This window comes from Pseudomonas sp. LjRoot277 (assembly GCF_964253845.1).
GTDB lineage: Bacteria > Pseudomonadota > Gammaproteobacteria > Pseudomonadales > Pseudomonadaceae > Aquipseudomonas.
Genome location: NZ_CAXURI020000001.1, coordinates 4,765,284 through 4,786,239 on the forward strand (window position 1 = coordinate 4,765,284; position 20,956 = coordinate 4,786,239).

Annotated in this window: 17 protein-coding genes and 5 pseudogenes; 9 read left to right on the top strand and 13 right to left on the bottom strand. The window is 60.2% G+C overall.

Annotated features, from left to right (window positions below; genetic code table 11):
• Nucleotides 1-73 precede the first annotated feature (73 nt).
• Together ACSQ87_RS22495 and ACSQ87_RS22500 are read left to right on the top strand one after the other, a co-directional pair.
• Nucleotides 74-868, top strand: coding sequence for a DUF4349 domain-containing protein (locus ACSQ87_RS22495; RefSeq protein WP_436274400.1), 795 nt, complete (start codon nt 74-76; stop codon nt 866-868).
• A gap of 153 nt (nt 869-1,021) precedes the next feature.
• A pseudogene (locus tag ACSQ87_RS22500) lies at nt 1,022-1,297 on the top strand (phage infection protein); the annotation flags it as partial.
• Nucleotides 1,298-1,386: 89 nt separating this feature from the next.
• Here the strand turns inward: ACSQ87_RS22500 and ACSQ87_RS22505 are convergent.
• Entirely contained in the window at nt 1,387-2,481 is a 1,095-nt protein-coding gene (locus ACSQ87_RS22505) for a DUF1615 domain-containing protein (RefSeq protein ID WP_436274401.1), read from the bottom strand.
• 183 nt (nt 2,482-2,664) lie between these two features.
• Between ACSQ87_RS22505 and ACSQ87_RS22510 the strand changes: the two genes are divergently transcribed.
• Nucleotides 2,665-4,200: an FAD-dependent oxidoreductase gene (locus ACSQ87_RS22510; RefSeq protein ID WP_436274402.1), complete on the top strand. Its 1,536-nt coding sequence runs from the start codon at nt 2,665-2,667 to the stop codon at nt 4,198-4,200.
• A 62-nt stretch (nt 4,201-4,262) separates the two neighbouring features.
• Here the strand turns inward: ACSQ87_RS22510 and hemB are convergent.
• Nucleotides 4,263-5,237: pseudogene (gene hemB, locus ACSQ87_RS22515) on the bottom strand (porphobilinogen synthase).
• A 188-nt stretch (nt 5,238-5,425) separates the two neighbouring features.
• On the opposite strand from hemB, the gene ACSQ87_RS22520 reads away from it, so the two are divergent.
• Nucleotides 5,426-6,046 carry a LysE family translocator gene (locus ACSQ87_RS22520; protein ID WP_436274403.1) on the top strand — a complete coding sequence of 207 codons (621 nt, stop codon included), beginning with the start codon at nt 5,426-5,428 and terminating at the stop codon, nt 6,044-6,046.
• Nucleotides 6,047-6,062: 16 nt separating this feature from the next.
• Here the strand turns inward: ACSQ87_RS22520 and ACSQ87_RS22525 are convergent, their stop codons facing one another.
• Together ACSQ87_RS22525 and ACSQ87_RS22530 are read right to left on the bottom strand one after the other, a co-directional pair.
• Nucleotides 6,063-6,905, bottom strand: a complete 843-nt coding sequence (locus tag ACSQ87_RS22525) for a PhzF family phenazine biosynthesis protein (RefSeq protein ID WP_436274404.1) — start codon at nt 6,903-6,905, stop codon at nt 6,063-6,065.
• An 18-nt stretch (nt 6,906-6,923) separates the two neighbouring features.
• A complete protein-coding gene (locus ACSQ87_RS22530) occupies nt 6,924-7,637 on the bottom strand; it encodes a glutathione binding-like protein (RefSeq protein WP_436274405.1) in 714 nt (237 codons plus the stop codon).
• Between the two features lie 370 nt (nt 7,638-8,007).
• On the opposite strand from ACSQ87_RS22530, the gene ACSQ87_RS22535 reads away from it, so the two are divergent.
• Nucleotides 8,008-8,682, top strand: a complete 675-nt coding sequence (locus ACSQ87_RS22535) for a histidine phosphatase family protein (protein WP_436274406.1) — start codon at nt 8,008-8,010, stop codon at nt 8,680-8,682.
• Nucleotides 8,683-8,819: 137 nt separating this feature from the next.
• Here the strand turns inward: ACSQ87_RS22535 and mnmH are convergent, their stop codons facing one another.
• Together mnmH and selD are read right to left on the bottom strand one after the other, a co-directional pair.
• Nucleotides 8,820-9,923 carry a tRNA 2-selenouridine(34) synthase MnmH gene (gene mnmH / locus ACSQ87_RS22540; protein WP_436274407.1) on the bottom strand — a complete coding sequence of 368 codons (1,104 nt, stop codon included), beginning with the start codon at nt 9,921-9,923 and terminating at the stop codon, nt 8,820-8,822.
• The gene (selD, locus tag ACSQ87_RS22545) at nt 9,923-10,957 is read right to left on the bottom strand and encodes a selenide, water dikinase SelD (RefSeq protein ID WP_436274408.1); all 1,035 of its coding nucleotides are present in this window, start codon (nt 10,955-10,957) and stop codon (nt 9,923-9,925) included. The genes mnmH and selD overlap by 1 nt, the downstream gene beginning before the upstream one ends.
• Nucleotides 10,958-11,199: 242 nt before the next feature.
• Between selD and ACSQ87_RS22550 the strand changes: the two genes are divergently transcribed.
• Complete coding sequence (locus ACSQ87_RS22550; protein WP_436274409.1) at nt 11,200-12,156, top strand: nucleoside-specific channel-forming protein Tsx; 957 nt, start codon at nt 11,200-11,202, stop codon at nt 12,154-12,156.
• Nucleotides 12,157-12,233: 77 nt separating this feature from the next.
• On the opposite strand, the gene ACSQ87_RS22555 is transcribed toward ACSQ87_RS22550, so the two are convergent.
• The 3 genes from ACSQ87_RS22555 to ACSQ87_RS22565 all read right to left on the bottom strand — a co-directional run bounded on the left by ACSQ87_RS22555 (nt 12,234) and on the right by ACSQ87_RS22565 (nt 14,267).
• Nucleotides 12,234-13,190, bottom strand: a complete 957-nt coding sequence (locus ACSQ87_RS22555) for a quinone oxidoreductase family protein (RefSeq protein ID WP_436274410.1) — start codon at nt 13,188-13,190, stop codon at nt 12,234-12,236.
• Nucleotides 13,191-13,218: 28 nt separating this feature from the next.
• A complete protein-coding gene (locus ACSQ87_RS22560; protein ID WP_436274411.1) occupies nt 13,219-13,392 on the bottom strand; it encodes a DUF1427 family protein in 174 nt (57 codons plus the stop codon).
• 95 nt (nt 13,393-13,487) lie between these two features.
• Entirely contained in the window at nt 13,488-14,267 is a 780-nt protein-coding gene (locus ACSQ87_RS22565; protein ID WP_134099418.1) for an AraC family transcriptional regulator, read from the bottom strand.
• Nucleotides 14,268-14,412: 145 nt separating this feature from the next.
• Here ACSQ87_RS22565 and ACSQ87_RS22570 point away from each other — a divergent pair, with 145 nt between their 5' ends.
• Nucleotides 14,413-14,640 (top strand): DUF6555 family protein, encoded by a 228-nt coding sequence (locus ACSQ87_RS22570; protein ID WP_150656427.1) that lies wholly within the window; start codon nt 14,413-14,415, stop codon nt 14,638-14,640.
• Nucleotides 14,641-14,687: 47 nt separating this feature from the next.
• Here ACSQ87_RS22570 and ACSQ87_RS22575 read toward each other — a convergent pair whose 3' ends face one another.
• The 4 genes and pseudogenes from ACSQ87_RS22575 to ACSQ87_RS22590 all read right to left on the bottom strand — a co-directional run bounded on the left by ACSQ87_RS22575 (nt 14,688) and on the right by ACSQ87_RS22590 (nt 18,312).
• Entirely contained in the window at nt 14,688-14,852 is a 165-nt protein-coding gene (locus ACSQ87_RS22575; RefSeq protein WP_046049906.1) for a metallothionein, read from the bottom strand.
• Between the two features lie 366 nt (nt 14,853-15,218).
• Nucleotides 15,219-16,040 (bottom strand): methyl-accepting chemotaxis protein, encoded by an 822-nt coding sequence (locus ACSQ87_RS22580; protein WP_371922184.1) that lies wholly within the window; start codon nt 16,038-16,040, stop codon nt 15,219-15,221.
• 84 nt (nt 16,041-16,124) lie between these two features.
• A pseudogene (locus ACSQ87_RS22585) lies at nt 16,125-16,901 on the bottom strand (cache domain-containing protein); the annotation flags it as partial.
• Between the two features lie 94 nt (nt 16,902-16,995).
• On the bottom strand, nt 16,996-18,312 hold the full coding sequence (locus tag ACSQ87_RS22590; RefSeq protein ID WP_436275113.1) for a Na+/H+ antiporter family protein: 1,317 nt from the start codon (nt 18,310-18,312) through the stop codon (nt 16,996-16,998).
• A 592-nt stretch (nt 18,313-18,904) separates the two neighbouring features.
• Here ACSQ87_RS22590 and ACSQ87_RS22595 point away from each other — a divergent pair.
• Nucleotides 18,905-19,975, top strand: a pseudogene (locus ACSQ87_RS22595) (HAMP domain-containing protein); the annotation flags it as partial.
• A gap of 345 nt (nt 19,976-20,320) precedes the next feature.
• Nucleotides 20,321-20,833 (top strand): annotated as a pseudogene (locus tag ACSQ87_RS22600) (methyl-accepting chemotaxis protein); the annotation flags it as partial.
• Nucleotides 20,834-20,956: the final 123 nt, after the last annotated feature.

Consider the following 20,956-nt stretch of genomic DNA (forward strand, 5'->3'; position numbering starts at 1 on the left):
GATACGCCTCCCGGGCCGCACTCATGACTACCCGTCGCGGTTCAAGACCTACTGCACACTTCAAGGAAAGAACATGCGCCAACAGGATGGCGGTCTCGCCCCGCTTCTTCGTCTCTATGGGTTGCTTCTGGCTGGCCTGGCCTTGAGTGGCTGCTCGCCGAGCGAACACTCGTCATCGGCCAGTCTAGCCGGTGAACAAGGGCGCGGTGGCGCCATGCTCGCCTATGAGCACGAACTGCAACTGTTGCTGCCCCAGGCGCAAATCGGGCCGCGCTTGCAGGCCACGCGTGAGGCCTGCGAAACCGCACGCTTCGGGGCCTGTAACGTTCTGCGTATCGAGCAAGGCGCCGGCCGCGCCGAGATCACTTTGCGCATTGCCCCCGCTGGCGTCGAACCGCTGGTCACGATGGCGGCCGAGGGTGGGGAACTGGGTCAACGGATCACCAGTGCCGAAGACCTGGCCGATGCCGTGGACGACACTCGTCGGCGTCAAGAGCGACTCAAGGCTCAGCAGCAACGTCTGGATGAGTTGGCGACCCGCAAAGACATCAGCGTTACGGATCTGATCACCTTGAGCAAGGAACAGGCCGGGATCGAAAACGACCTGCAAGCCCTGGCCCAGATCGCCGCCGGGCACCAGCGCCGACTGGACACCAATCGGGTCACGTTGTCGTTCCTGCCGACCGGCGCCAGCAGTCGCTCGTCGCACCTGAGCCAAGCGTTCAGCAATTTGCTGGACAACCTGGCCGATGGCGCCGCCGATGCGCTGGAAAAAGTCAGCTACGCCCTGCCCTTCCTGATTCTGGCCTTCCCGCTGTTCATGCTGTGGGTCTGGTTGTGGCGCAAGTTTGTCCGTCGTCGCACGTGAGTCGTTGAACTGAACCATCGTGCTCGCGTGGGGTGCGTCGTCCTTCCTATCATTGCCGTCGATGTTCACCATCACGGCAATGAAGTTCTCATAAAAAATCCGCGGCGTAACATCAGCTCCAGACCCAACAACTACACCCCGGAGCACACCATCATGAAACGCCAAACTATCCTCAGCATCGTTTTCTCGGTTTTTGCAGTTAACGCTTTCGCCGCTACCTCTACTCACCCGGTTGTCGCTGAAGGCGGCTCGGATCGTCTGATTGAAAGTCGAGTGGCTGAAGGTGGTTCGGATCGTCTGATCGAAAACCGCGTTGCCGAAGGTGGTTCCGATCGTTTGATCGAAAACCGCGTCGCTGAAGGTGGCTCCGATCGTTTGATCGAGAACCGCGTTGCTGAAGGTGGTTCGGACCGCCTGATCGAAAGCCGCGCTGTATAAATGAATGGTTTTTTCGCAGCATTCAATGAAAAACCCGGCCTCATCAGCCGGGTTTTTTTACGCCTGTTTTTTGCGCTCGGTCACTTGCCAGCCCGCGCCATGCAACGCTGATAACGCTCATCGACCCGCTTGGCAAACCACGCCGTGGTGAGTTTTCGGGTGATTTTCGGGCTTTGCAGCGCAATCCCCGGCAACACCGCACGCGGTAATGGCCGACCTTCCGCCTTTTCGGCCAGGGCGAAAACCCGTGCATAGAGCTGGGTGTCCTCGAATTCGAAGTTTTTGCCCTCCTCCAATTGGTCCCGAATGGTCGGATTGCGCATGCCCAGTTGCTTGCCGAGTGTACGCACCGCCAATTCCGTGGTGCCAGGCATGATCGAGTCGTAGCGGACCAGGTCACCATCCAGCGCCAGCGGTATGCCCGACGCGCGACTCACCGCGTTCTGAAACGCGGCATTGCGACTGGCGTACCAACCGGCATTGAAATCGGCAAAGCGATACAGCGGTTGTTTGTAGCTCACCGGATAACCGAGCAAGTGGGCAATACCGAAATACAGGCCGCCGCGACGACTGAACACTTCATGACGGATCGAGCCGTCCACCGGGTACGGATATGCCTTCGCCTGTTGCTCGGCGAAATCGATGCTGACCTGCATCGGCCCACCGGTGTGCACCGGGTTGAAGCCACCGAACAGCGTCCGGCCCATGGGCACCATGCCGATGAAGTCATCGAAGATCGCGCTGAGCTCTTTTTCGCTGCGCGCCGCATTGAGTCGGTCGCTGTAGCTTTTGCCATTGGATGAATTCACCTGCAGCGCACCGCTCACCAGCAGGCCGGGAATGTGGGCTTTGTCGGCACGGCGGTCGATCTCCTCGCGGGCGATTTTGCCCAGGCCCGGTACCGGCGGGTCCACCTGAAAGGTCGATTCCTGCTCGGTGACCGCCAGTACCGAACACAGGTTTTGGGTGGATGGATAAATGTTCTGGGCAGCAAATGCTGCGTAAATATCGGTAGCCCAGCCTTGGCGATCGGTGGTTTGGGCCGGCAGCAGGCGCACGATCTCGGCCTTGACCTCGGCAGGCTTGCGCGCAGGGAGCTCTTGCGTGCGCTGAGTGCCGCAACCGGCCAGCACCAGCAGCGCGGCGACGCTCATCATCAATCGATTGGCTTGCATGTTGCTCCATCAAATCCGTTGAGCCGGGTTAACCATACGATCAATGGCATGGCGCAGGCTATGACTCTCGCCGCCCCCCACTGTTCCCCGTAGCGGCGCGGGGCCTTTTTCCGTTTGGCAGACAACCTGCCCGTTCGTCGCGGCTGAACCATACTTGAGCCACACACCGAGGAGGACAGTCTCATGAACCGTAGCGACGTTCTGATCATCGGCGCCGGCCCGACCGGGCTGGTGTTGGCGCTGTGGCTGAGCAAACTTGGCGTGCAAGTACGCATCATCGACAAGACGTCGGCACCCGGAACCACTTCGCGGGCGCTGGCCGTCCAGGCGCGGACGCTGGAGCTGTATCGCCAGCTCGACCTCAGCAATGCGGTGGTGCAGAACGGCCATCGTGTGGCCGCGGCGAACTTCTGGGTCAAGGGCGAACCCGTGGCGCGCTTGCCGCTGAGCCGCATCGGCGAAGGCCTGACGCCTTATGCGTTCCTCGAAATCTTTCCTCAGGACGAACACGAACGGCTGCTGATAGACCGCCTCGAAGCCTTTGGCATCAAGGTCGAGCGCAACACTGAACTTGAGAGTTTCATGGAAACCGGTGACGGCATCACCGCCTATTTGCGCTTGGCCGATGGTCAGGAGGAAACCTGCCAGGCTTGCTATCTGGCAGGTTGCGACGGTGCCCGGTCGATCGTGCGCAAGACCCTGGACACCGGATTTCCCGGCGGCACCTACCAGCAGATTTTCTACGTCGCCGACGTGCAAGCCAGCGGGCCGACGTTCAACGGCGAACTGCATGTGGATCTTGATGAAGCGGATTTTCTCGCGGTGTTTCCCTTGGCCGGTGAAGGCCGCGCCCGCCTGATCGGGACCGTACGCGACGAGCGCGCCGAGCAGGCCGAAACCCTGCAATTTGAAGACGTCAGCAGCCGGGCCATCGAGCATATGAAAGTAAAGATCGAGCAACTGAACTGGTTCTCGACCTACCGCGTGCATCATCGGGTGGCGGATCACTTTAGCACCGGGCGCGCGTTTCTATTGGGTGACGCCGCCCACGTCCACAGCCCCGCCGGTGGTCAGGGCATGAACACCGGCATTGGAGACGCCATCAACCTCGCCTGGAAACTCGCGGCGGTGTTGAGCGGCGGCGCTGAGGCCAAACTCCTCGACACCTACGAAACCGAGCGCATCGCGTTTGCCCGCAAACTGGTCGCCACCACCGATCGGGTGTTCACTTTCGTCACGGCCGAAGGGCGCATGGCCGATGTGCTGCGCACGCGTCTGGCGCCGTTCGTGATTCCGAAAATGGCATCGTTTGAGGCGTCCCGTGAATTCCTGTTTCGCACGGTGTCGCAGATCACCCTGAATTATCGTGGGATGCCGTTGAGCACGGGCGTTGCCGGTCATGTTCACGGTGGCGACCGCCTGCCCTGGGCTCACGACGGTGAGGGGGACAATTTCGAATCGCTGAAATGCGCAACCTGGCAGGTGCATGTGTACGGCGACACCAGCGAAGAAATGATCGCCTGGTGCCACGAACATCATTTGCCGTTGCATGTTTTTGACTGGCGGGCGGCGTTTGAAGCGGCAGGCCTTGGGCGTAACGGGTTTTACCTGTTGCGGCCGGATACGTATGTGGCGATTGCCGACAACTCTGCCGATCCCAAGGTGATCGAGCGGTACTTCCGGGATCACGGGATCAGGCCGTTTTTCGGCGCGAACTGATTCAACACAGTCCAAATGTGGGAGCGGGCTTGCTCGCTCCCACATTTAATCTGCAGTGATACTTAGATCCCGGCCAGGGCCAGGTCCATCGCGAAGTAAGTGAAGATCAAATCCGCCCCGGCCCGTTTGATCGCGCCAAGGCTCTCACGCACTACGCGAGCCTCATCTATCGCCCCAGCCTGCGCGGCGAATTTGATCATCGCGTACTCGCCGCTCACCTGATACGCCGACAGCGGCAAACGCGAGGCTTCACGAATGTCGCGGATGATGTCCAGGTACGCGCCGGCCGGTTTGACCATCAGCGCGTCGGCGCCTTCCTGCTCGTCCATCAGTGATTCGCGCACGGCTTCGCGGCGGTTCATCGGGTTCATCTGATAGCTTTTGCGGTCGCCCTTGAGTGCGCTGCCGCCCGCTTCACGGAACGGACCGTAGAGCGCCGAGGCAAACTTGGTCGAATAGGCCATGATCGCGGTCTGGTTGAAACCCGCTTCATCGAGCGCCCGGCGAATGGCCTGAACCTACCCGTCCATGGCGGCCGACGGGGCGATCACATCGGCACCGGCACGGGCCGCGGCCACCGCTTGTTTGCCGAGATTGATCAGGGTCTGGTCGTTGTCGACCTCATGGTTGTGCAGCACGCCACAATGGCCGTGGTCGGTGTACTCACAGAAGCAAGTGTCGGACATCACGATCATGTCCGGCACCGCATCCTTGGCGATGCGCGACATGCGCGACACCAGACCGTTGTCGCTCCAGGTGTCGCTGCCGTTGCCGTCCAAATGGTGCGACACGCCGAACGTCATCACCGACTTGATCCCGGCCCGGGCATAACGCTCGATCTCACCCGCCAGTTTCGACTCTGGAATACGCATCACGCCGGGCATGCTTTTGATCGGTACGAAGTCGTCGATGTCTTCCTCGACGAAAATCGGCAACACCAGATCGTTCAAGCTAAACTCGGTTTCCTGGAACAGGCTGCGCAGGCTCGCATTGCGGCGCAGACGGCGTGGACGTGCTTCGGGGAACTGACTGGACATGAGGGGTTCCTGAAAAACGGAGGACGAGACGAAAGTCGTAGGGGGCGAAGCTTATGCCCTCAACGGTCAGGGGCACAAACATCGATTGTGGAAGACTTTGTTACGGGCCCGGCAATAATCCACCCTCATTGCGCCAGCTAAAGACAACGTTCAGGATTGAGCAAAACCAACACAGGGAGTGAAGCAGCATGTTTGATATCCAAAATTACGGCAGCTTCATTGCCGCGATTCTGATCTTCCAGTTAATGCCAGGGCCGGGCACCTTCGCCATCCTCAACGCCACCGCCCGCAATGGCCTGGGCGCCGGGTTCGGCGCCGTGGGCGGCACGCTGCTGGGGGATGCGACATACATGATTGCGGCGGCCATCGGTCTGGCGGCCGTGATGCAAGCCAATCCCTTGCTGTTCCAGATGCTGCAGTGGTTCGGCGCCGCGTACTTGTGCTGGATCGGCCTGCAATTGCTGCGCGCGCCAGCGGCCCGGGACTCGGCGGGGCTGGAGCCGAAACGGTCGGCCCGGCTCTACTTTCGCACGGCCCTGGCGGTGAGCCTGACCAACCCCAAGGTCATCCTGTTTTTTGTGGCGTTTTTTCCGCTGTTCATTCGCCCAGATGCCTCCAGTCTGACCCTGGTCGCGATGATGCTGCATGTTTCGTTCATCAGCGCGCTGTATCAGGGTTTGCTGGTTCTGCTGGGCAATGCCGCGGCCCGTCGTTTGAAAGCCATCCCCATGGCGCGAAAAATCGCGTCCCGCGCCGCCGGTATGGCGCTTGTCGGGTTCGGGATCAAACTGGTGGCGAGTAACCGTTAGGCCGCGACACTCAGCGCTATAGACTCAAGGTTCCGCTGATGCAGGTCACCACCGCGCCGCCGATCCAGATCTCGTCGCCCACTTGCTCGACCTGAATGCGTCCGGCGCGGCCCATGGTCAGGCCCTGGCTGACCACATAGGACGCCGGCGCCAGTCCTTCGCTGAGCAGCCATTGGGCAATCCCGGCGTTCAGGCTGCCGGTGGCGGGGTCTTCCGGCATGCCGTCGCCGGAGATGAATGCCCGCACTTCGAACTGTGCGCCATCGCCATCGCGCTCGAGATGCCATGGCGCGATGACACCGACGGCCAGGCCGAGCATTTGCGAATGATCCGGTTGCAGGTCCAGCACCTGCTGGCGATCCTCGACCATCACGGCCAGCCATCCCGCACCGTTGTCGACCCACTGAGTGCGCACAATCGCCCCCGATTCCAGCCCGAGCCCCCGCCGTACCCGTTCCACCACATCCGCCTCCACCGGCCCGGTTTTGAGCAATGGCGGTGCGAGAAAGGCCAGCTCCGCCCCTTGCCGACGAACCCGCACCAGCCCCACGCCGCACTCCTGAATGATCTCTTCGCCCTTGGGCACGCCACCGGCCTCCAGCCACGCATGGCAGGTGCCCAGCGTCGGATGGCCGGCGAACGGCAATTCGTTCAGGGTGGTGAAGATCCGCACGCGATAATCGGCGCGAGGATCGCGCGGTTCGAGTATGAATGTGGTTTCGCTGAGGTTGGTCCAGCTGGCGAACGCCGCCATGCGCTCATCACTGAGCTCATCGGCGCCGAGCACCACCGCCAAAGGATTGCCCTTGAGCGCAACACGGCTGAAGACATCTACTTGCTTGAAATCGAATGAGTGCATGGCCTGCCTTGGTCTTGATCAAATCGAAGCGTTTGACTTGGGAATTTCCAGCCCGCGCATCACCGCCGGCCGCGCCAGAAAGCGTTCCAGCACCCGCGTAACGTTGGTGAAGTCCTTTATGCCCACCAGCTCGCCCGCCTCATAGAAGCCAATCAGGTTGCGCACCCAGGGGAAGGTCGCGATGTCCGCGATGGTGTAGCGCTCGCCCATGATCCAGTCGCGCCCTTCCAGGCGGTTATTGAGCACATTAAGCAGGCGTTTGCTTTCATCGACGTAGCGGTCGCGGGGACGTTTGTCCTCGTAGTCCTTGCCGGCAAATCTGTTGAAAAAACCGACCTGGCCGAACATCGGCCCGATGCCGCCCATCTGAAACATCAGCCATTGAATGGTCTCGTATCGCGCCGCCGATTCCTGGGCCAGCAGTTGCCCACTCTTGTCGGCCAGGTAAATCAGAATCGCCCCGGACTCGAACAACGCCAGGGGTTGATCCCCCGGACCGTGGGGGTCGAGGATGGCCGGGATCTTGTTGTTGGGGTTCAGCGAAAGAAATTCCGGGGACATCTGATCATCGGTGTCGAAGCCCACACGATGCGGCTCGTAGGGCAGTCCGATCTCTTCGAGCATGATCGACACCTTGACGCCGTTGGGTGTCGGCAAGGAGTACAGCTGGATCCACTCGGGATATTGAGCCGGCCATTTTTGGGTAATCGGGAACGAGGACAGATCAGTCATGGGGAAGGATCCACGAGAAAATCGAGAGTGACGATCATAATGTAGGAGCTGCCGAAGGCTGCGATCTTTTGCCTTTATCAATATTACTGATGAGCAAGATCAAAAGATCGCAGCCTTCGGCAGCTCCTACACGTGTAACGTGTCCACAAATCCGCAACATCCTGTCGATAACCTAAGCTCCAACCCGTTCAAGGTTACCGGTACATTGCTGCGCACTTGCCGGAATCGAACCAAATGGGTATCAGAGGACTCTGAGTACTGCCCCTTTGAAACGGACCGGCTCAATGACATGGAAAACACGCGACGCAGGAATTTCGCGGTGTAAAGGTTTGTCAGCCTTAACCGAATGCGCTGAAGACCCCTTAATTCCATGATGAACCCTCTGAAATTCGCCAACCGCTTCAAACATCGCGCTTATCTGTTACTGCCCGCCCTGCTGGCAGCCGGCGCGCTGTTTCTGGTGCTGGAATCCCGCGAAAGCCGCACCCAACCGGCAAACGGCACCCAGACGCTGGTGTTCCTGCGTCACGCGGAAAAACCAGAGGGAGGCCTCGGCCAGCTCAACTGCCAGGGCCTGAACCGCGCCATCGACCTGGCCACCTTGCTACCGGAAAAATTCGGCAAGGCCAACTACGTGTTTGCCGCCAACCCGACGCGCAATGTCGAGGAAGGCGAACTGGACAATTCCTACAGTTACATCCGTCCCCTGATGACCATCAGCCCCAGCGCGATCAAGCTCGGTTTGCCGGTGAACATCAACTTCTCGGCCAACGACACCAGCGACCTCGCGGATGAATTGCTTCAAGACAAGTACCACAACTCGGTCATCTACACCGCCTGGTCCCACGGCTACTTGCCCGAGCTGATCAACAAGGTTGCGGGAGAAGCCATCGGCAAGAAACAGACCATCGTCGATGACTGGGAATCCAGCGATTACGACTCGCTGTTCGTGCTCACCCTGACCTGGCACAACGGCAAGGCCAGTGTGCAGAGCCACGCCTACAAGCAAGGTCTGGATAATGGGCGGGAGACCTGTCCAACTTGAGTGGTGCAGTGCCTGATCGGGCCCCTTCGCGAGCAAGCCCGCTCCCACATTAGATTTTTAGTGAGCACACTATTTGTGTATGAAAAAGATCAAATGTGGGAGCGGGCTTGCTCGCGAAGGGGCCGGTAAATACGACATCATCCTCGCTGGGAAACGCGCTCTCGCAGGTACTCAAGCACCGCAGCCCGCTCCCCCGCAAACTCAATGCGCCCCCCTTTCTTCTCCCGCTGAAATGCATACATCGGGTCGTAATACTCGCGAAGCAACCCTTCGATCCAGCCCCGGTGCAAGTCCACTGCCCCGCTGCTCGCCTGCTCCGTCAGCGCCTCTTCCATCAACATCAACATCCGCCGATGGCGTTCACCGCCCAGACGTTTCTGCACATTGTTCAGGCTCTCCAGCAAACGCTCGGAAAACAGCGCGAAGCCTTCATCGCCATGCACGCCGATGAACTCGGCACACAAGTCCACCACGTAATCGAGCAGGATCCGTTCGACTCGTCCTTCCAGGCTGTCTTCCAGCCAGACCATCGGGAATTGTTGCATGCCCTGAAACAGCGGCAACGGCAGCGCACAACTGCCGATCGCGCGGCTCTCGTCTTCCAGTACAAACTGCTCGATGCCGTGGGCGCGCTTCTTCAGCAGGTCCACCGCCAAGCGGTTTTCAAAATCGATATTGGAAGGCTGGCCGGTCGCGCGTTTACCGAAACTGGAGCCGCGATGATGGGCGTGACCTTCAAGGTCCAGGCCGTTGCGTAACTGTGTGAGCACTTCGGTTTTACCGGTGCCGGTCATGCCGCCCAGCAAGACGAAATCACACTGGGCAACCGCCTGATCGAGCGTGTCGAGCAAGAAGGTGCGCATCGCCTTGTAACCGCCACCCACTCGCGGATAGTCGATGCCCGCCTCGTCCTTGAGCCATTGCTGGACGATCTGCGAGCGCAAACCGCCGCGAAAACAATACAAATACCCGTCAGGATGAGCCCGCGCAAAATCGGCCCAGGCCTGGATACGCTCGGCTTTGATCTCGCCGGACACCAACTGGTGCCCCAGCGTAATGGCCGCTTGCTGGCCGTGTTGCTTGTAACAAGTGCCGACCCGTTGCCGCTCATGGTCATTCATCAGCGGCAAGTTGATCACGCCGGGGAATGAGCCTTTGAGAAATTCGATCGGCGCGCGGGCATCCATCATCGGTCGGTCGTTGAGGAAAATGTCGCGGTAATCGGTGAATTCGATGGACATCAAAACACCTCAACCGCGTTCGTCTGTCGCTCGATCAGTTCACCGATCGGCTCAAGGGTCAGGCCCAGTTCGGCGGCCACCTTGAGGAAGTGTTCGTTACCTTCAGGTGTGACCGCAACCAGCAGGCCACCGCTGGTCTGCGGATCGCAGAGTACGCGTTTGTGCATTTCCTGAAGACGCCCAAGCTTGCTGGCGTAGCTGTCGAAGTTGCGCAGCGTCCCGCCCGGCACGCAGCCTTGGTCGAGGTAATACTCGACACCCGGCAGACGCGGCACGCGGTCGTACTCAATGCGAGCGGTCACGTTGCTGCCGTCAGCCATTTCCACCAAATGCCCCAGCAGACCAAAACCGGTGACGTCGGTCATCGCGGTGACGCACTCGAGTTTGCCGAAACGGCTGCCGGGTTTGTTCAGGGTGCACATCCAGTCGCGGGCCAGGCCGATGTCGGCATGGCGCAATTTGCCCTTCTTTTCAGCGGTGGTGAGGATGCCGATGCCCAGCGGTTTGGTGATATAGAGCAGGCATCCGGCGGTGGCGGTGTCGTTGCGCTTCATGTGGCGCTTTTCCACCAGACCCGTCACGGCGAGGCCGAAGATCGGTTCCGGCGCGTCGATGGAGTGCCCACCGGCCAACGGAATCCCTGCTTCATCGCAGACCGAACGCCCGCCGCGAATCACTTCCCGGGCAATCTCAGGCGCCAGTACGTTGACCGGCCAGCCGAGGATCGCAATCGCCATCAACGGATCGCCGCCCATGGCGTAGATGTCGCTGATGGCATTGGTGGCGGCGATGCGACCGAAATCGAACGGGTCGTCAACGATTGGCATAAAGAAGTCGGCGGTCGACACCACGCCGCGCTCTTCATCGATGGCGTACACCGCCGCGTCATCGCGCGAGGCGTTGCCGACCCAGAGTTTCGGGTCAAGGTTCTGCGCCCCGCTGCCGGCCAGAATCACCTCCAGCACCTGCGGGGAGATTTTGCAGCCGCATCCTGCGCCGTGGCTGTACTGGGTCAGACGAATCGGTTCGCTCATGGGGGACATACCTTGTGAAGTCATTGCCGAAGAGTCTACATCAACGTCGTCTCTCCTGAGGCCCCGAAAATCGTTGACCGAAAGGACAGTTAAACCCTCAAATCCCTAGCCTTTTCCGTGCCTTGAGCAAAATTGGTATGCCTTGTGCAAACGTTTGCGAGTCGCTGATACAAGCGTTTTCGCTACATAACAGCGCAAGCCCGCAGAACCGGGCCTTCGATCCGCACGAAAAGGGACTTTTAATGCACCGCACGTCCAGCCGCGTAACTTGCTCGCGCACTTTTGCTGTTTCCTTGCTGCTGGCCAGCGTTACAGGACTACTCAGCAACACCGTTTTGGCGCAACCCGCCCCCGCCGAAGAATCCGCCCAGGGCGAAAGCCTCAGCCCCGAAGCGAGCCCACCGAAAAAAGGCGTGTACCTCTCGGACTGGTTCAACCAGGACCTGACGGTCATCGGCAGCAAAGACATAAGTTTCGGCCCGCAACCGGCCGACGATATCTATCTGGAATACGAGTACTTCGGCCGCAAGGGGCCGTTCGAGTTGTATGGCTACATCGACATCCCGAAGATCTTCGACATCGGCAACAGCCATGACAAAGGCGTGTGGGACCACGGCTCGCCGGTGTTCATGGAGCACGAACCGCGGATCTCCATCGATTACCTCGCCGGCCGCACCCTGGCCATCGGGCCGTTCAAGGAATGGTACGTCGCCTTCGACTGGATCTACGACCATGGCAGTAACAGCGCCAACCGCGCGAATACGCTGTACAGCGGTTTGGGCACCGACATCGACACCCATTCGCGGGTCAACCTGTCGGCCAACTTCTATGGGCGCTATCAGTGGGAAAACTACGGCGCCAGCAACGAATATTCATGGGACGGCTATCGCGCCCAACTCAAATACATCGTGCCGATCAGCAGCTTCAGCAACGGCGCGTCGCTGACTTACATCGGGTTCACCAACTTCGACTTCGGCTCGGATTTGCACAAGGACAACCCGGCTCGCACCGCCAACGCCACCGTCGCCACCAACGTGTTGCTGTACTCGTTCACCCACTTGCGTTTCACCCTGGTCGGCCGGTATTTCCACAACGGCGGCAATTGGGAGGATGGCAGCGAATTGAATTTCGGCGACGGTAACTTCCGCGCCCGTTCCGACGGCTGGGGTTACTACGCCGGCGTTGGGTATCAGTTTTAAGTCTGGCCAAGGCCTTTGCCCTCAACCGGCAAAATCAAAAGATCGGGCCGCGTTCGGACGATCTTTTGCCCTTCAAATCACGGCAACAAAATCACCTTGTCACCACTGCCTTCACTCACCTCGGTATACCGCTCCAGACCTTCTGCCAACGGCGATTCAAACAAGCCCTCGGGCAATGGCAACAAGCCCTGATCGAAGAACGTGCCGAACTGCTCAAGCATCGCCGCACACGCCTGGACGCCGTACAGCAACGAGTTGATCCCCACCACCGAACCGCCCTTGCGATACAGCGCCAGGGCCGGCAATTGCACCAGGCCGTCCACCGGTGCGGCGATGATCGCGATGCGACCGAACGCGGCCAGCGCCGGGACCGAGGCCGGCAGCCAGAAACCGGTGGTGTCGAAGATCACATCGGCACCGCCGGCATACACGGCATTCACCTGTGCGCCGAGGTCCTCGGGTTTATCCAGTTGCAGCGTCTGATACCCCTGGGCCTGCAAATCCTTGATCTGTTCCGGCCGCCGCGCCGCTGCCAGTACTTGAGCGCCACGCACCTTGGCCAGCGCCAGCGCCGCAGTGCCAACCGCCCCGCCGCCGATCACCAACACGCGAGTGCTGGCCGTCACCCCACTGCGCTCCAACGCATCCCACGCCGTGGTGTACGGCACGCCGAGGCTGGCCGCCTGGGCAAAACTCAGATGGGTCGGCTTTTGCGCCACGCCGTTGGCCGGCAGTTTGACGAACTGTGCATGCGAACCGTCGGCGAAAAAGCCCAGTTCACGGCCGGTGCCCCAGACTTCCTGACCGATCAGCGCCTGCGGACCTTCAACGACCACACCGGCGAAATCACGACCGGGAATCCGCGGCAGTGTGGTGTAAGGAAAGCGCCCCAGCACGTTCTTCACATCGCTGGGGTTGAGGCCGGCCGCCTTGATCTGGACCAGCACTTCATCGGCGCCGGGGACGGGGGTAGGCACCTCAACGTAGCGCAGGGCCGAGAGGTCACCGGTCTTGTCGAATTGCAGTGCTTTCATGAGCATTTCCCTCGAATGAATAAACGGTTCAGGAGATCCAGCCAGTGACCAATTGTCGGCCCATTGGCCACAACTTCTCACCGACCAACATGCCGAGCAGCCCTACCAGCGCGATGGCCGGTGGTGCGGGGGAACGAAAATCCAGAGCGCCGTAGAGCAAACCGACGCCCAGACCGATGACCAATGAGATGAGGAAGCTCATGGCGGACTCCGTGGACAATTAAGGTAGGCCCAGAGTCTAAGGAGTGACAGCGAAGAGCATCGGCCAAGTGCTTCTGAATATCGGCCAAAGCGCTTTTAATCCTGACGCTGGCTCGCCGAAAATTGCGAAGGCGCGACACCCAGTTCCCGACGGAACATGTCGCTGAAGCTGCTCGGGGAATAACCCAGCTCCCGGGCAATCGCACTGACCGGCACGCCCTGGATCAACTCCGCCACCGCCGTCGCCAATTGCACCTGGCGCCGCCATTCGGCGAAGCCCATGCCCAAACCGTCCTTGAACAGCCGCGCCAGGGTGCGCACGCTGGCACCGGCGTTTTCGGCGTGTTGTTCGAAGGCAATGTCCAGCGATGGCGCGGCCATGACCGCCTGACACAGGTTCATCAGGCGCCGGTCGGAATCATCCGGCAAGGGGATTTTCAGCAGCGAGCGCCGGGCTCGCCTAAGCTCCAGCAGCGCCAGACCGACCAACGCTTCGTAATACTCGGGTGCGCCATCGTCGCCCTGCTCCACCAGCCCGACGATCAGCTCGCGCAGCAATCCGCCGACTTCGATCACCTGAACCGTGTCATCCAGCGTCGCCGCCAATGAGGGCCGCAAGTAGATGTTGCGCATCTGTAAATCCGAGACCACCCGAATCCCGTGGGGCACACCCGGCGGCAGCCACACCGCTCGTTGCGGCGGCACCACCAGCGCTTCATGGGGCGTCTCGACCCACATCACCCCGCTCATCGCATACAGCAACTGCCCCCAGACATGCTCATGCGGCTCGATGTACAAGCCGCGTGGATAGGTGCGCGCCAGCGGTTGCACGGGCACATCGGTGTCACTCAGGTCTGGAGGGGCGGCAAGGGCCATGGGCAGCAATCATTGGGGGTTTCAGAGATTGCATGGTAACGAGCCACGGGGCTTGTCGCTACGGGCGAAACCCGTCTGACAATTCGACTGAATTTTCCGTAACCCCGACGATCCTTGTATTACCACAGGGAGGAATATGGGCTTTATGAACAACGCAAAACTTTTCGTCATTGAATACACCCTTCATGGCGCGCCCAAGTCTTTCATCATCCGCCTGGACAAGATGGATAACGCGGAGGCCTGGCATTGGGCAAGTTGCGACGCGGGGGTCGGACGAATCCCTCGTTTCGGCCGAGAGAGGGTGCAAAAAACCAGCAAGCCGATGGCGGAGAAGTTCGGCGTAGAAAACGTCAAGTGGCGGCCGGCAAATTGAAATGAAAGTGGAGCCCGATCAGGCTCCACCTTTTTTTGGATGAGTGGTCAGCGTTGGGCGCACTTGCAGCCCTTGCTGGCACATTCTTCGCCATGTTCGTGGTGCTTGGCGCAGGCTTCACAGCAATAGTGCTTGCCATGGCGCGCGATCGGATGTTCGCCCAGTTTGCAGGAGCATTTGGGGCAGTCGCAGATACTTTCACTGTCGATCATGAGTCTGACTCCATTGGTTGTGGTCGTCCGGTGCTACGAATGCGCACCGTAATACCAGTGTAGGAGCTGCCGCAGACTGCGATCTTTTGATCTTGATCCTTGGAGGGTCGGCATCGCCAAAGATCAAAAGATCAAAAGATCAAAAGATCAAAAGATCGCAGCCTGCGGCAGCTCACACGGGGGTCAGCGTTAGTTGCTGCGATACTGGGACAGACTCAAATAACTGAGTCGAACATGCTTCTGTGGCGAGGGGGCTTGCCCCCGTTGGGGTGCGCAGCGGCCCCAAAGTCTTGCGAGCGCTGCGCACTCGAACGGGGGGCAAGCCCCCTCGCCACGCAAGCTCCCTCGCCACAAAGGCACCGTCAGTCAGATGCGGAACTGTCCGACCAATTTGCCCAGGCGCTGGCCGAGGTCGGCGAGGCTGCGGGAGGTCTGGGCGCCGAGTTGGGTTTCGTCGGCAACGCTGTCCACGGCCACGGCGATCTGATGCACGCTGCGGTTGATCTCTTCGGCCACGGCGGTCTGCTCTTCGGCGGCGCTGGCGATCTGCGCGTTCATCGAATTGATCGTGCCGATCAGCTGGGCCATGGTGTCCAGCGATGCTCCCGCTTCATTGGCCTGAGCCGACGTGCCGTCGCCGGCCTCGCTGGAACGGCGCATCGCTTCCACCGCCGACTGAGTGCCGGCCTGCAAGCGATCGATCATGCCCTGGATTTCCTGGGTGCTGATTTGCGTACGACTGGCCAGCGCTCGAACCTCGTCGGCCACCACGGCAAAACCACGCCCGGCCTCACCGGCACGGGCGGCTTCAATGGCGGCGTTGAGCGCCAGCAGGTTGGTTTGCTCGGCAATCGAACGGATCACCCCAAGCACGCTGACAATCGACGACACGTCTTTTTGCAAGCTGTCGAGAGACACGCCGCTGCTGCGAATGTCGTCCACCAACGCATGAATCTTCACGATGCTGCCGGCCACCACACGCTTGGCAGCCTGGCCTTCTTCGTCGGTCTGCTGGGCAGCCACCGCGGCGTTTTGCGCACTTTTCGCCACTTCCTGAGCGGCGGCGGACATTTGGTTGATCGCCGTGGCGACCTGATCGGTCTCGTGACGCTGACGCTCCATGGCCTGATCCGAGCGCTGGGCCTGATCGGAGACCTGATTCACCAGCCCGGTCAGTTGCGAGGTCATTTCAGTGATCTGGCGCACCAGGCCGTGGATCTTGTCGACGAAGCGGTTGAACGAGCCGGCCAGTTCGCCGAGTTCGTCCTGGCTGGTGATGGTCAGGCGACGCGTCAGGTCGCCCTCACCCGCCGCGATGTCATCGAGGTTGGCTTTCATCAGGTTCAGCGGACGCAAGATGGTGTTGGCCAGCAGCATCCCGGCGGCGGCGATCACCAACAGCACCACCACGGCAATCCCGACGATGCTCAGCACCACGCCTTGCATGCGCTCCTGGACCTTGATTTCGACCAGCGCCACTTGGGCTTCGATGCCGTCGAGGTTCACCGACGTACCAACGGCCATGTCCCACTTCGGCAGGTATTCGGTGTAGCCGAGTTTGGGCACCAGCACTTGGGTGTTGCCCGGCAGCGGCGAGCTGTATTGCAGGTAGTGGGTGCCGTCCTTGGCGACTTTCACCAGGTCGCGGTTGACGTAGACGCCATTCGGATCGCGGTTGTCCCTGAAGCTCTGGCCCACGCCTTCAGCGCTGCTGGCCTTGAACAGGCGCACGGTGTTGGAGTCGTAGCCGAAGAAGTAGCCGTCCTTGCCGTAGGTGATGCTCGACAGCAACTTGACCACTTGGGCCCGCGCCGCGTCATCACCGGGGACGGCCGCATCATAGAGTGGTTTGATCGTGGTCATGGCCACGGCGACGTAGCTTTGCAGCGTCGCCTTGGCATCGCTGAGCAGGCGTTGGCGCGTTTCCTCGACTTCCTTGCGGGCCTGCTCCTGCAGAATGAACAACGTGGTCAGGCTGATGACCAGCGCAAAGAGCAACACCGGGAGGACGGCAAGGGACAGGACTTTAGCCTTCAGGCTCATGCGCATGACGGTTCACTCTTTTGATTTTATTGGCGTGGTTAAAGGCTTTAACGGCACGCAGGATCAAAAGTTGAATGCGCTCCCACAAGGGAGAGTGTGGTTACAGGACCATCGCCGCCACCCAGCCGAACGCCAGCAGCGGCAGGTTGTAGTGCAGGAAGGTCGGGACCACGGTGTCCCAGATGTGGTGATGCTGGCCGTCGATGTTCAGGCCCGAGGTCGGACCGAGGGTCGAGTCCGACGCCGGTGAACCGGCATCGCCCAGCGCACCGGCAGTCCCGACGATGCACACGATCGCGATCGGGCTGAAACCCAACTGAACGCACAGCGGCACAAAAATCGCGGCCAGGATCGGCACCGTGGAAAACGACGAACCGATGCCCATGGTCACCAAGAGTCCGACCAGCAACATCAACAACGCGCCAATGCCTTTGCTGTGGCCGATCCACGAGGCCGAGGCTTCGACCAGTGTCTGCACCTCACCGGTGGCTTTCATCACTTCGGCGAAACCTGAGGCCGCGATCATGATGAAGCCGATCATCGCCATCATTTTCATGCCTTCGGTGAACAGATCGTCGGTTTCACGCCACTTCACGATCCCCGACACCGAAAAAATCAGAAAGCCTGCCAACGCACCGATGATCATCGAATCCAGCAACAGCTGAATGATGAACGCCACCGCGATGGCCAGACCGGCGACCATCAGGCTCAGCGGGTTGTACTGCACCGCGACCTGTTCGACCTGCTCGATCTTTTCCAGATCGTAGACGCGCTTCTTGCGGTAGCTGATAAACGCTGCCGCGAGCCCGACGACCATGCCCAACGCCGGAATCCCCATGGCATGGGTGACGTTGATGCCGCTGATGTCCACACCGCTACGGGCGACGTTGGCCAACAGGATTTCATTAAGGAAGATATTGCCGAAGCCCACGGGCAGGAACATGTACGGCGTAATCAGGCCGAAGGTCATGACGCAGGCGATCAGTCGGCGGTCCAGTTGCAGCTTGGTCAGCACATATAACAGTGGCGGCACCAACAGCGGAATAAAGGCGATATGTATCGGCAGAATGTTCTGCGAAGCGATGGCCACCACCCACAGCAAACCGATCAACAGCCATTTGACCTGACGGCCACCGCTGGCGTGCTGGCGGTCGACCATCAGCAAGGCTTTGTCTGCCAGGGCATGCGCCAGGCCGGACTTGGCAATGGCCACGGCGAAAGCGCCAAGCAATGCGTAGGACAACGCGACCGTCGCGCCACCACCGAGGCCGCTGTTGAAGGCTTTTAATGTTGCCTCGATGCCCAGGCCACCGGTCAAACCACCCACCAGGGCGCCCACGATCAGCGCGATCACTACGTGCACGCGGGACAAGCTGAGGATCAGCATGATGCCGACCGCGGCAATTACAGCATTAATCATCGGTACCTCAAGGCAAACGGAAAGAGTCCGGCCGGCAGTCTGCAAAGAGCCGCCAGCGGATTGAATGAGAGGGTTTTATTAGAGGGCGCGCACTGTGCCGCAGCATCAATCCCTTGTCAAAGCGAACACGATCCCTTGTAGCAGCTGGCGCAGCCTGCGTTCGGCTGCGAAGCAGTCGTGAATTCAGGCGACGGGTTGTGCCAGAAGTACCGTATGCGCAGGTTTGACGACTGCTGCGCAGCCGAACGCAGGCTTCGCCAGCTGCTACAGGTTTCGTGTGATGGCTTATTTAATTGAGAGGATAAAGAAAGCAGATTAGCGGCCGTTACAGTGCAAAGTCTCAGATATTTATCGAATAAAGGACGTCTCCATGTCGCTCAGACAACTTTCCATTCAATGGAAAATCACCCTGTTGGCCGGGCTATGCCTGGCCGGCATCGTGACCCTGCTGGTGGGTCTTTCGCTGTATCGCATGGAGCACAGCTCCGAGATGGTGAAAGCATCCAGCATGGAGATGCTCACCGAAGCGGCCCAGGCCCGAATCGAATCCCAGGGTGAAAACCAGGCGCTGGGGATTCGCCAGCAGTTCATGGACGCCTATCAATATGGCCACGGCTTTTCGCGTCAGGTGCTGTTCCTGCGCGACCAGGCCGAGAAGCGCTTCCTCGATGCCTTTGACTTGCGTGAAGACCTGACGCGTCAGGTCAAGTCAGCCCTGCAAGCCAACCCGGAACTGCTCGGCCTGTCGCTGGTGTTCGAAGCCAACGCGCTGGACGGCAAGGACGACCTGTTCGCCGGCCAGGCCGAGTTGGGCAGCAACGACAAGGGCCGTTTCGCCCTTTATTGGTCGCAACCGACTCCGGGTAAGGTAACGTCGATGGCGCTACCGGAAAGCGACATGGCCGACACCAGCACCGGCCCTAGCGGCGAACCGGCCAACGCCTGGTTCACCTGCCCGCGCACGACCCTCAAGCCCTGCGTGATCGAACCCTACTTCTATGTGATCGACGGCCAGAACGTGCTGATGACCAGCATCGTTTTCCCGCTGATGGTCAACGGCAAGGTCATCGCTTCGCTGTCGGTGGACATCAACCTCAACAGCCTGCAAGCCGTCAGCCAAGGTGCGAGCAAGAAACTCTATGACGGCCAGACCAACGTCAGCATCATCAGCCCGGTCGGTTTGCTGGCCGGTTACAGCCCGGACGCCAGCAAGCTCAGCCAGCGCCTGGACACCGTGGACAAGGCCAACGGTGCCGAGCTGATCCGCATGCTCGCCGCCAGCAGCAAGACCGCAAGCCTGCACAACAATCAACAGCTCAAAGTGCTGTCGCCGTTCCAGCCGATTCCCGATGGCAAGTCCTGGGGCGTGTTGCTCGATGTGCCAGAAAAAGTCCTGGTCGGCCCCGCCGAAGCACTGAAAAAACAACTCGATGAAAGCAACACCGCCGGCACCCTGGTCGAACTCGGCCTGGGTGTGCTGGCCGCGTTGATTGGCCTGTTACTGGTGTGGCTGATGGCCCGCAGCGTGACCCGGCCGATCCTGGGTGTGGCGCACATGCTCGAAGACATTGCCAGCGGCGAAGGCGATCTGACCCGCCGCCTGGCCTACGACAAGCAGGACGAACTCGGCCAACTGGCCGGCTGGTTCAACCGCTTCCTCGACAAGCTGCAACCGATCATCGCCGAGGTCAAACGCTCGGTGCAGGACGCGCGCAGCACGGCGGATCAGTCGTCCGCCATCGCCACCCAGACCAGCGCCGGCATGGAGCAGCAATACCGTCAGGTGGATCAGGTCGCTACCGCTTCCCACGAAATGAGCGCCACCGCTCAAGACGTCGCTCGCAGTGCAGCGCAAGCGGCACAGGCAGCGCGAGATGCAGATCAGGCCACCCGCCGCGGTTTGACCGTGATCGACCGCACCACCGCCAGCATCGACAACCTCGCCGCCGACATGAGCGCGGCAATGGTTCAAGTCGAAGGCCTGGCGGCCAATAGCGAGAAGATCGGCTCGGTGCTGGAAGTGATTCGGGCCATCGCCGAACAGACCAACCTGCTGGCGCTCAACGCCGCCATCGAGGCCGCTCGTGCCGGTGAAGCCGGACGTGGTTTTGCCGTGGTGGCCGATGAAGTGCGCAACCTGGCACGCCGGACCCAGGAGTCCGTCGAAGAAACCCGTCTGGTGATCGAGCAGTTGCAGAGTGGCACTCAGGACGTGGTCGGCTCGATGAACAACAGCCATCGTCAGGCTCAGGGCAGCGTCGAACAGGTGGGTCAGGCGGTGACGGCGCTGCGCCAGATTGGTGAAGCGGTGACGGTGATCAGCGACATGAACTTGCAGATCGCCAGTGCCGCGGAAGAGCAAAGCGCCGTGGCCGAGGAGATCAACAACAACGTGGCGACGATTCGGGATGTGACGGAGTCGCTGTCGGGGCAGGCGAATGAGTCGGCGCGGGTGAGTCAGTCACTCAATAGCCTGGCGAATCAGCAGCAGAGTTTGATGGATCAGTTTCGGGTCTGAGAAGCCCTCACCCTAACCCTCTCCCAAAGGTAGAGGGGACTGACCGAGTTGTTCTTGGAGCTACATCGACCTGAAATATCGAGTCGAACTTAAATTTTGAAAAGCTTGAAGATCTGCTCCCTT

Bases quoted from the DNA above. Each gene is read 5' to 3' on its own strand.
- ACSQ87_RS22520 (WP_436274403.1), top strand. From the start codon at position 5,426: ATGTTTGATATCCAAAATTACGGCAGCTTCATTGCCGCGATTCTGATC.
- selD (WP_436274408.1), bottom strand. From the start codon at position 10,957: ATGAGCGAACCGATTCGTCTGACCCAGTACAGCCACGGCGCAGGATGC.
- ACSQ87_RS22575 (WP_046049906.1), bottom strand. From the start codon at position 14,852: ATGATCGACAGTGAAAGTATCTGCGACTGCCCCAAATGCTCCTGCAAA.
- ACSQ87_RS22550 (WP_436274409.1), top strand. From the start codon at position 11,200: ATGCACCGCACGTCCAGCCGCGTAACTTGCTCGCGCACTTTTGCTGTT.
- ACSQ87_RS22570 (WP_150656427.1), top strand. From the start codon at position 14,413: ATGAACAACGCAAAACTTTTCGTCATTGAATACACCCTTCATGGCGCG.
- ACSQ87_RS22535 (WP_436274406.1), top strand. From the start codon at position 8,008: ATGATGAACCCTCTGAAATTCGCCAACCGCTTCAAACATCGCGCTTAT.
- ACSQ87_RS22510 (WP_436274402.1), top strand. From the start codon at position 2,665: ATGAACCGTAGCGACGTTCTGATCATCGGCGCCGGCCCGACCGGGCTG.
- ACSQ87_RS22565 (WP_134099418.1), bottom strand. From the start codon at position 14,267: ATGGCCCTTGCCGCCCCTCCAGACCTGAGTGACACCGATGTGCCCGTG.
- ACSQ87_RS22525 (WP_436274404.1), bottom strand. From the start codon at position 6,905: ATGCACTCATTCGATTTCAAGCAAGTAGATGTCTTCAGCCGTGTTGCG.
- ACSQ87_RS22560 (WP_436274411.1), bottom strand. From the start codon at position 13,392: ATGAGCTTCCTCATCTCATTGGTCATCGGTCTGGGCGTCGGTTTGCTC.
- mnmH (WP_436274407.1), bottom strand. From the start codon at position 9,923: ATGTCCATCGAATTCACCGATTACCGCGACATTTTCCTCAACGACCGA.
- ACSQ87_RS22580 (WP_371922184.1), bottom strand. From the start codon at position 16,040: ATGACCTCGCAACTGACCGGGCTGGTGAATCAGGTCTCCGATCAGGCC.
- ACSQ87_RS22505 (WP_436274401.1), bottom strand. From the start codon at position 2,481: ATGCAAGCCAATCGATTGATGATGAGCGTCGCCGCGCTGCTGGTGCTG.
- ACSQ87_RS22555 (WP_436274410.1), bottom strand. From the start codon at position 13,190: ATGAAAGCACTGCAATTCGACAAGACCGGTGACCTCTCGGCCCTGCGC.
- ACSQ87_RS22495 (WP_436274400.1), top strand. From the start codon at position 74: ATGCGCCAACAGGATGGCGGTCTCGCCCCGCTTCTTCGTCTCTATGGG.
- ACSQ87_RS22530 (WP_436274405.1), bottom strand. From the start codon at position 7,637: ATGACTGATCTGTCCTCGTTCCCGATTACCCAAAAATGGCCGGCTCAA.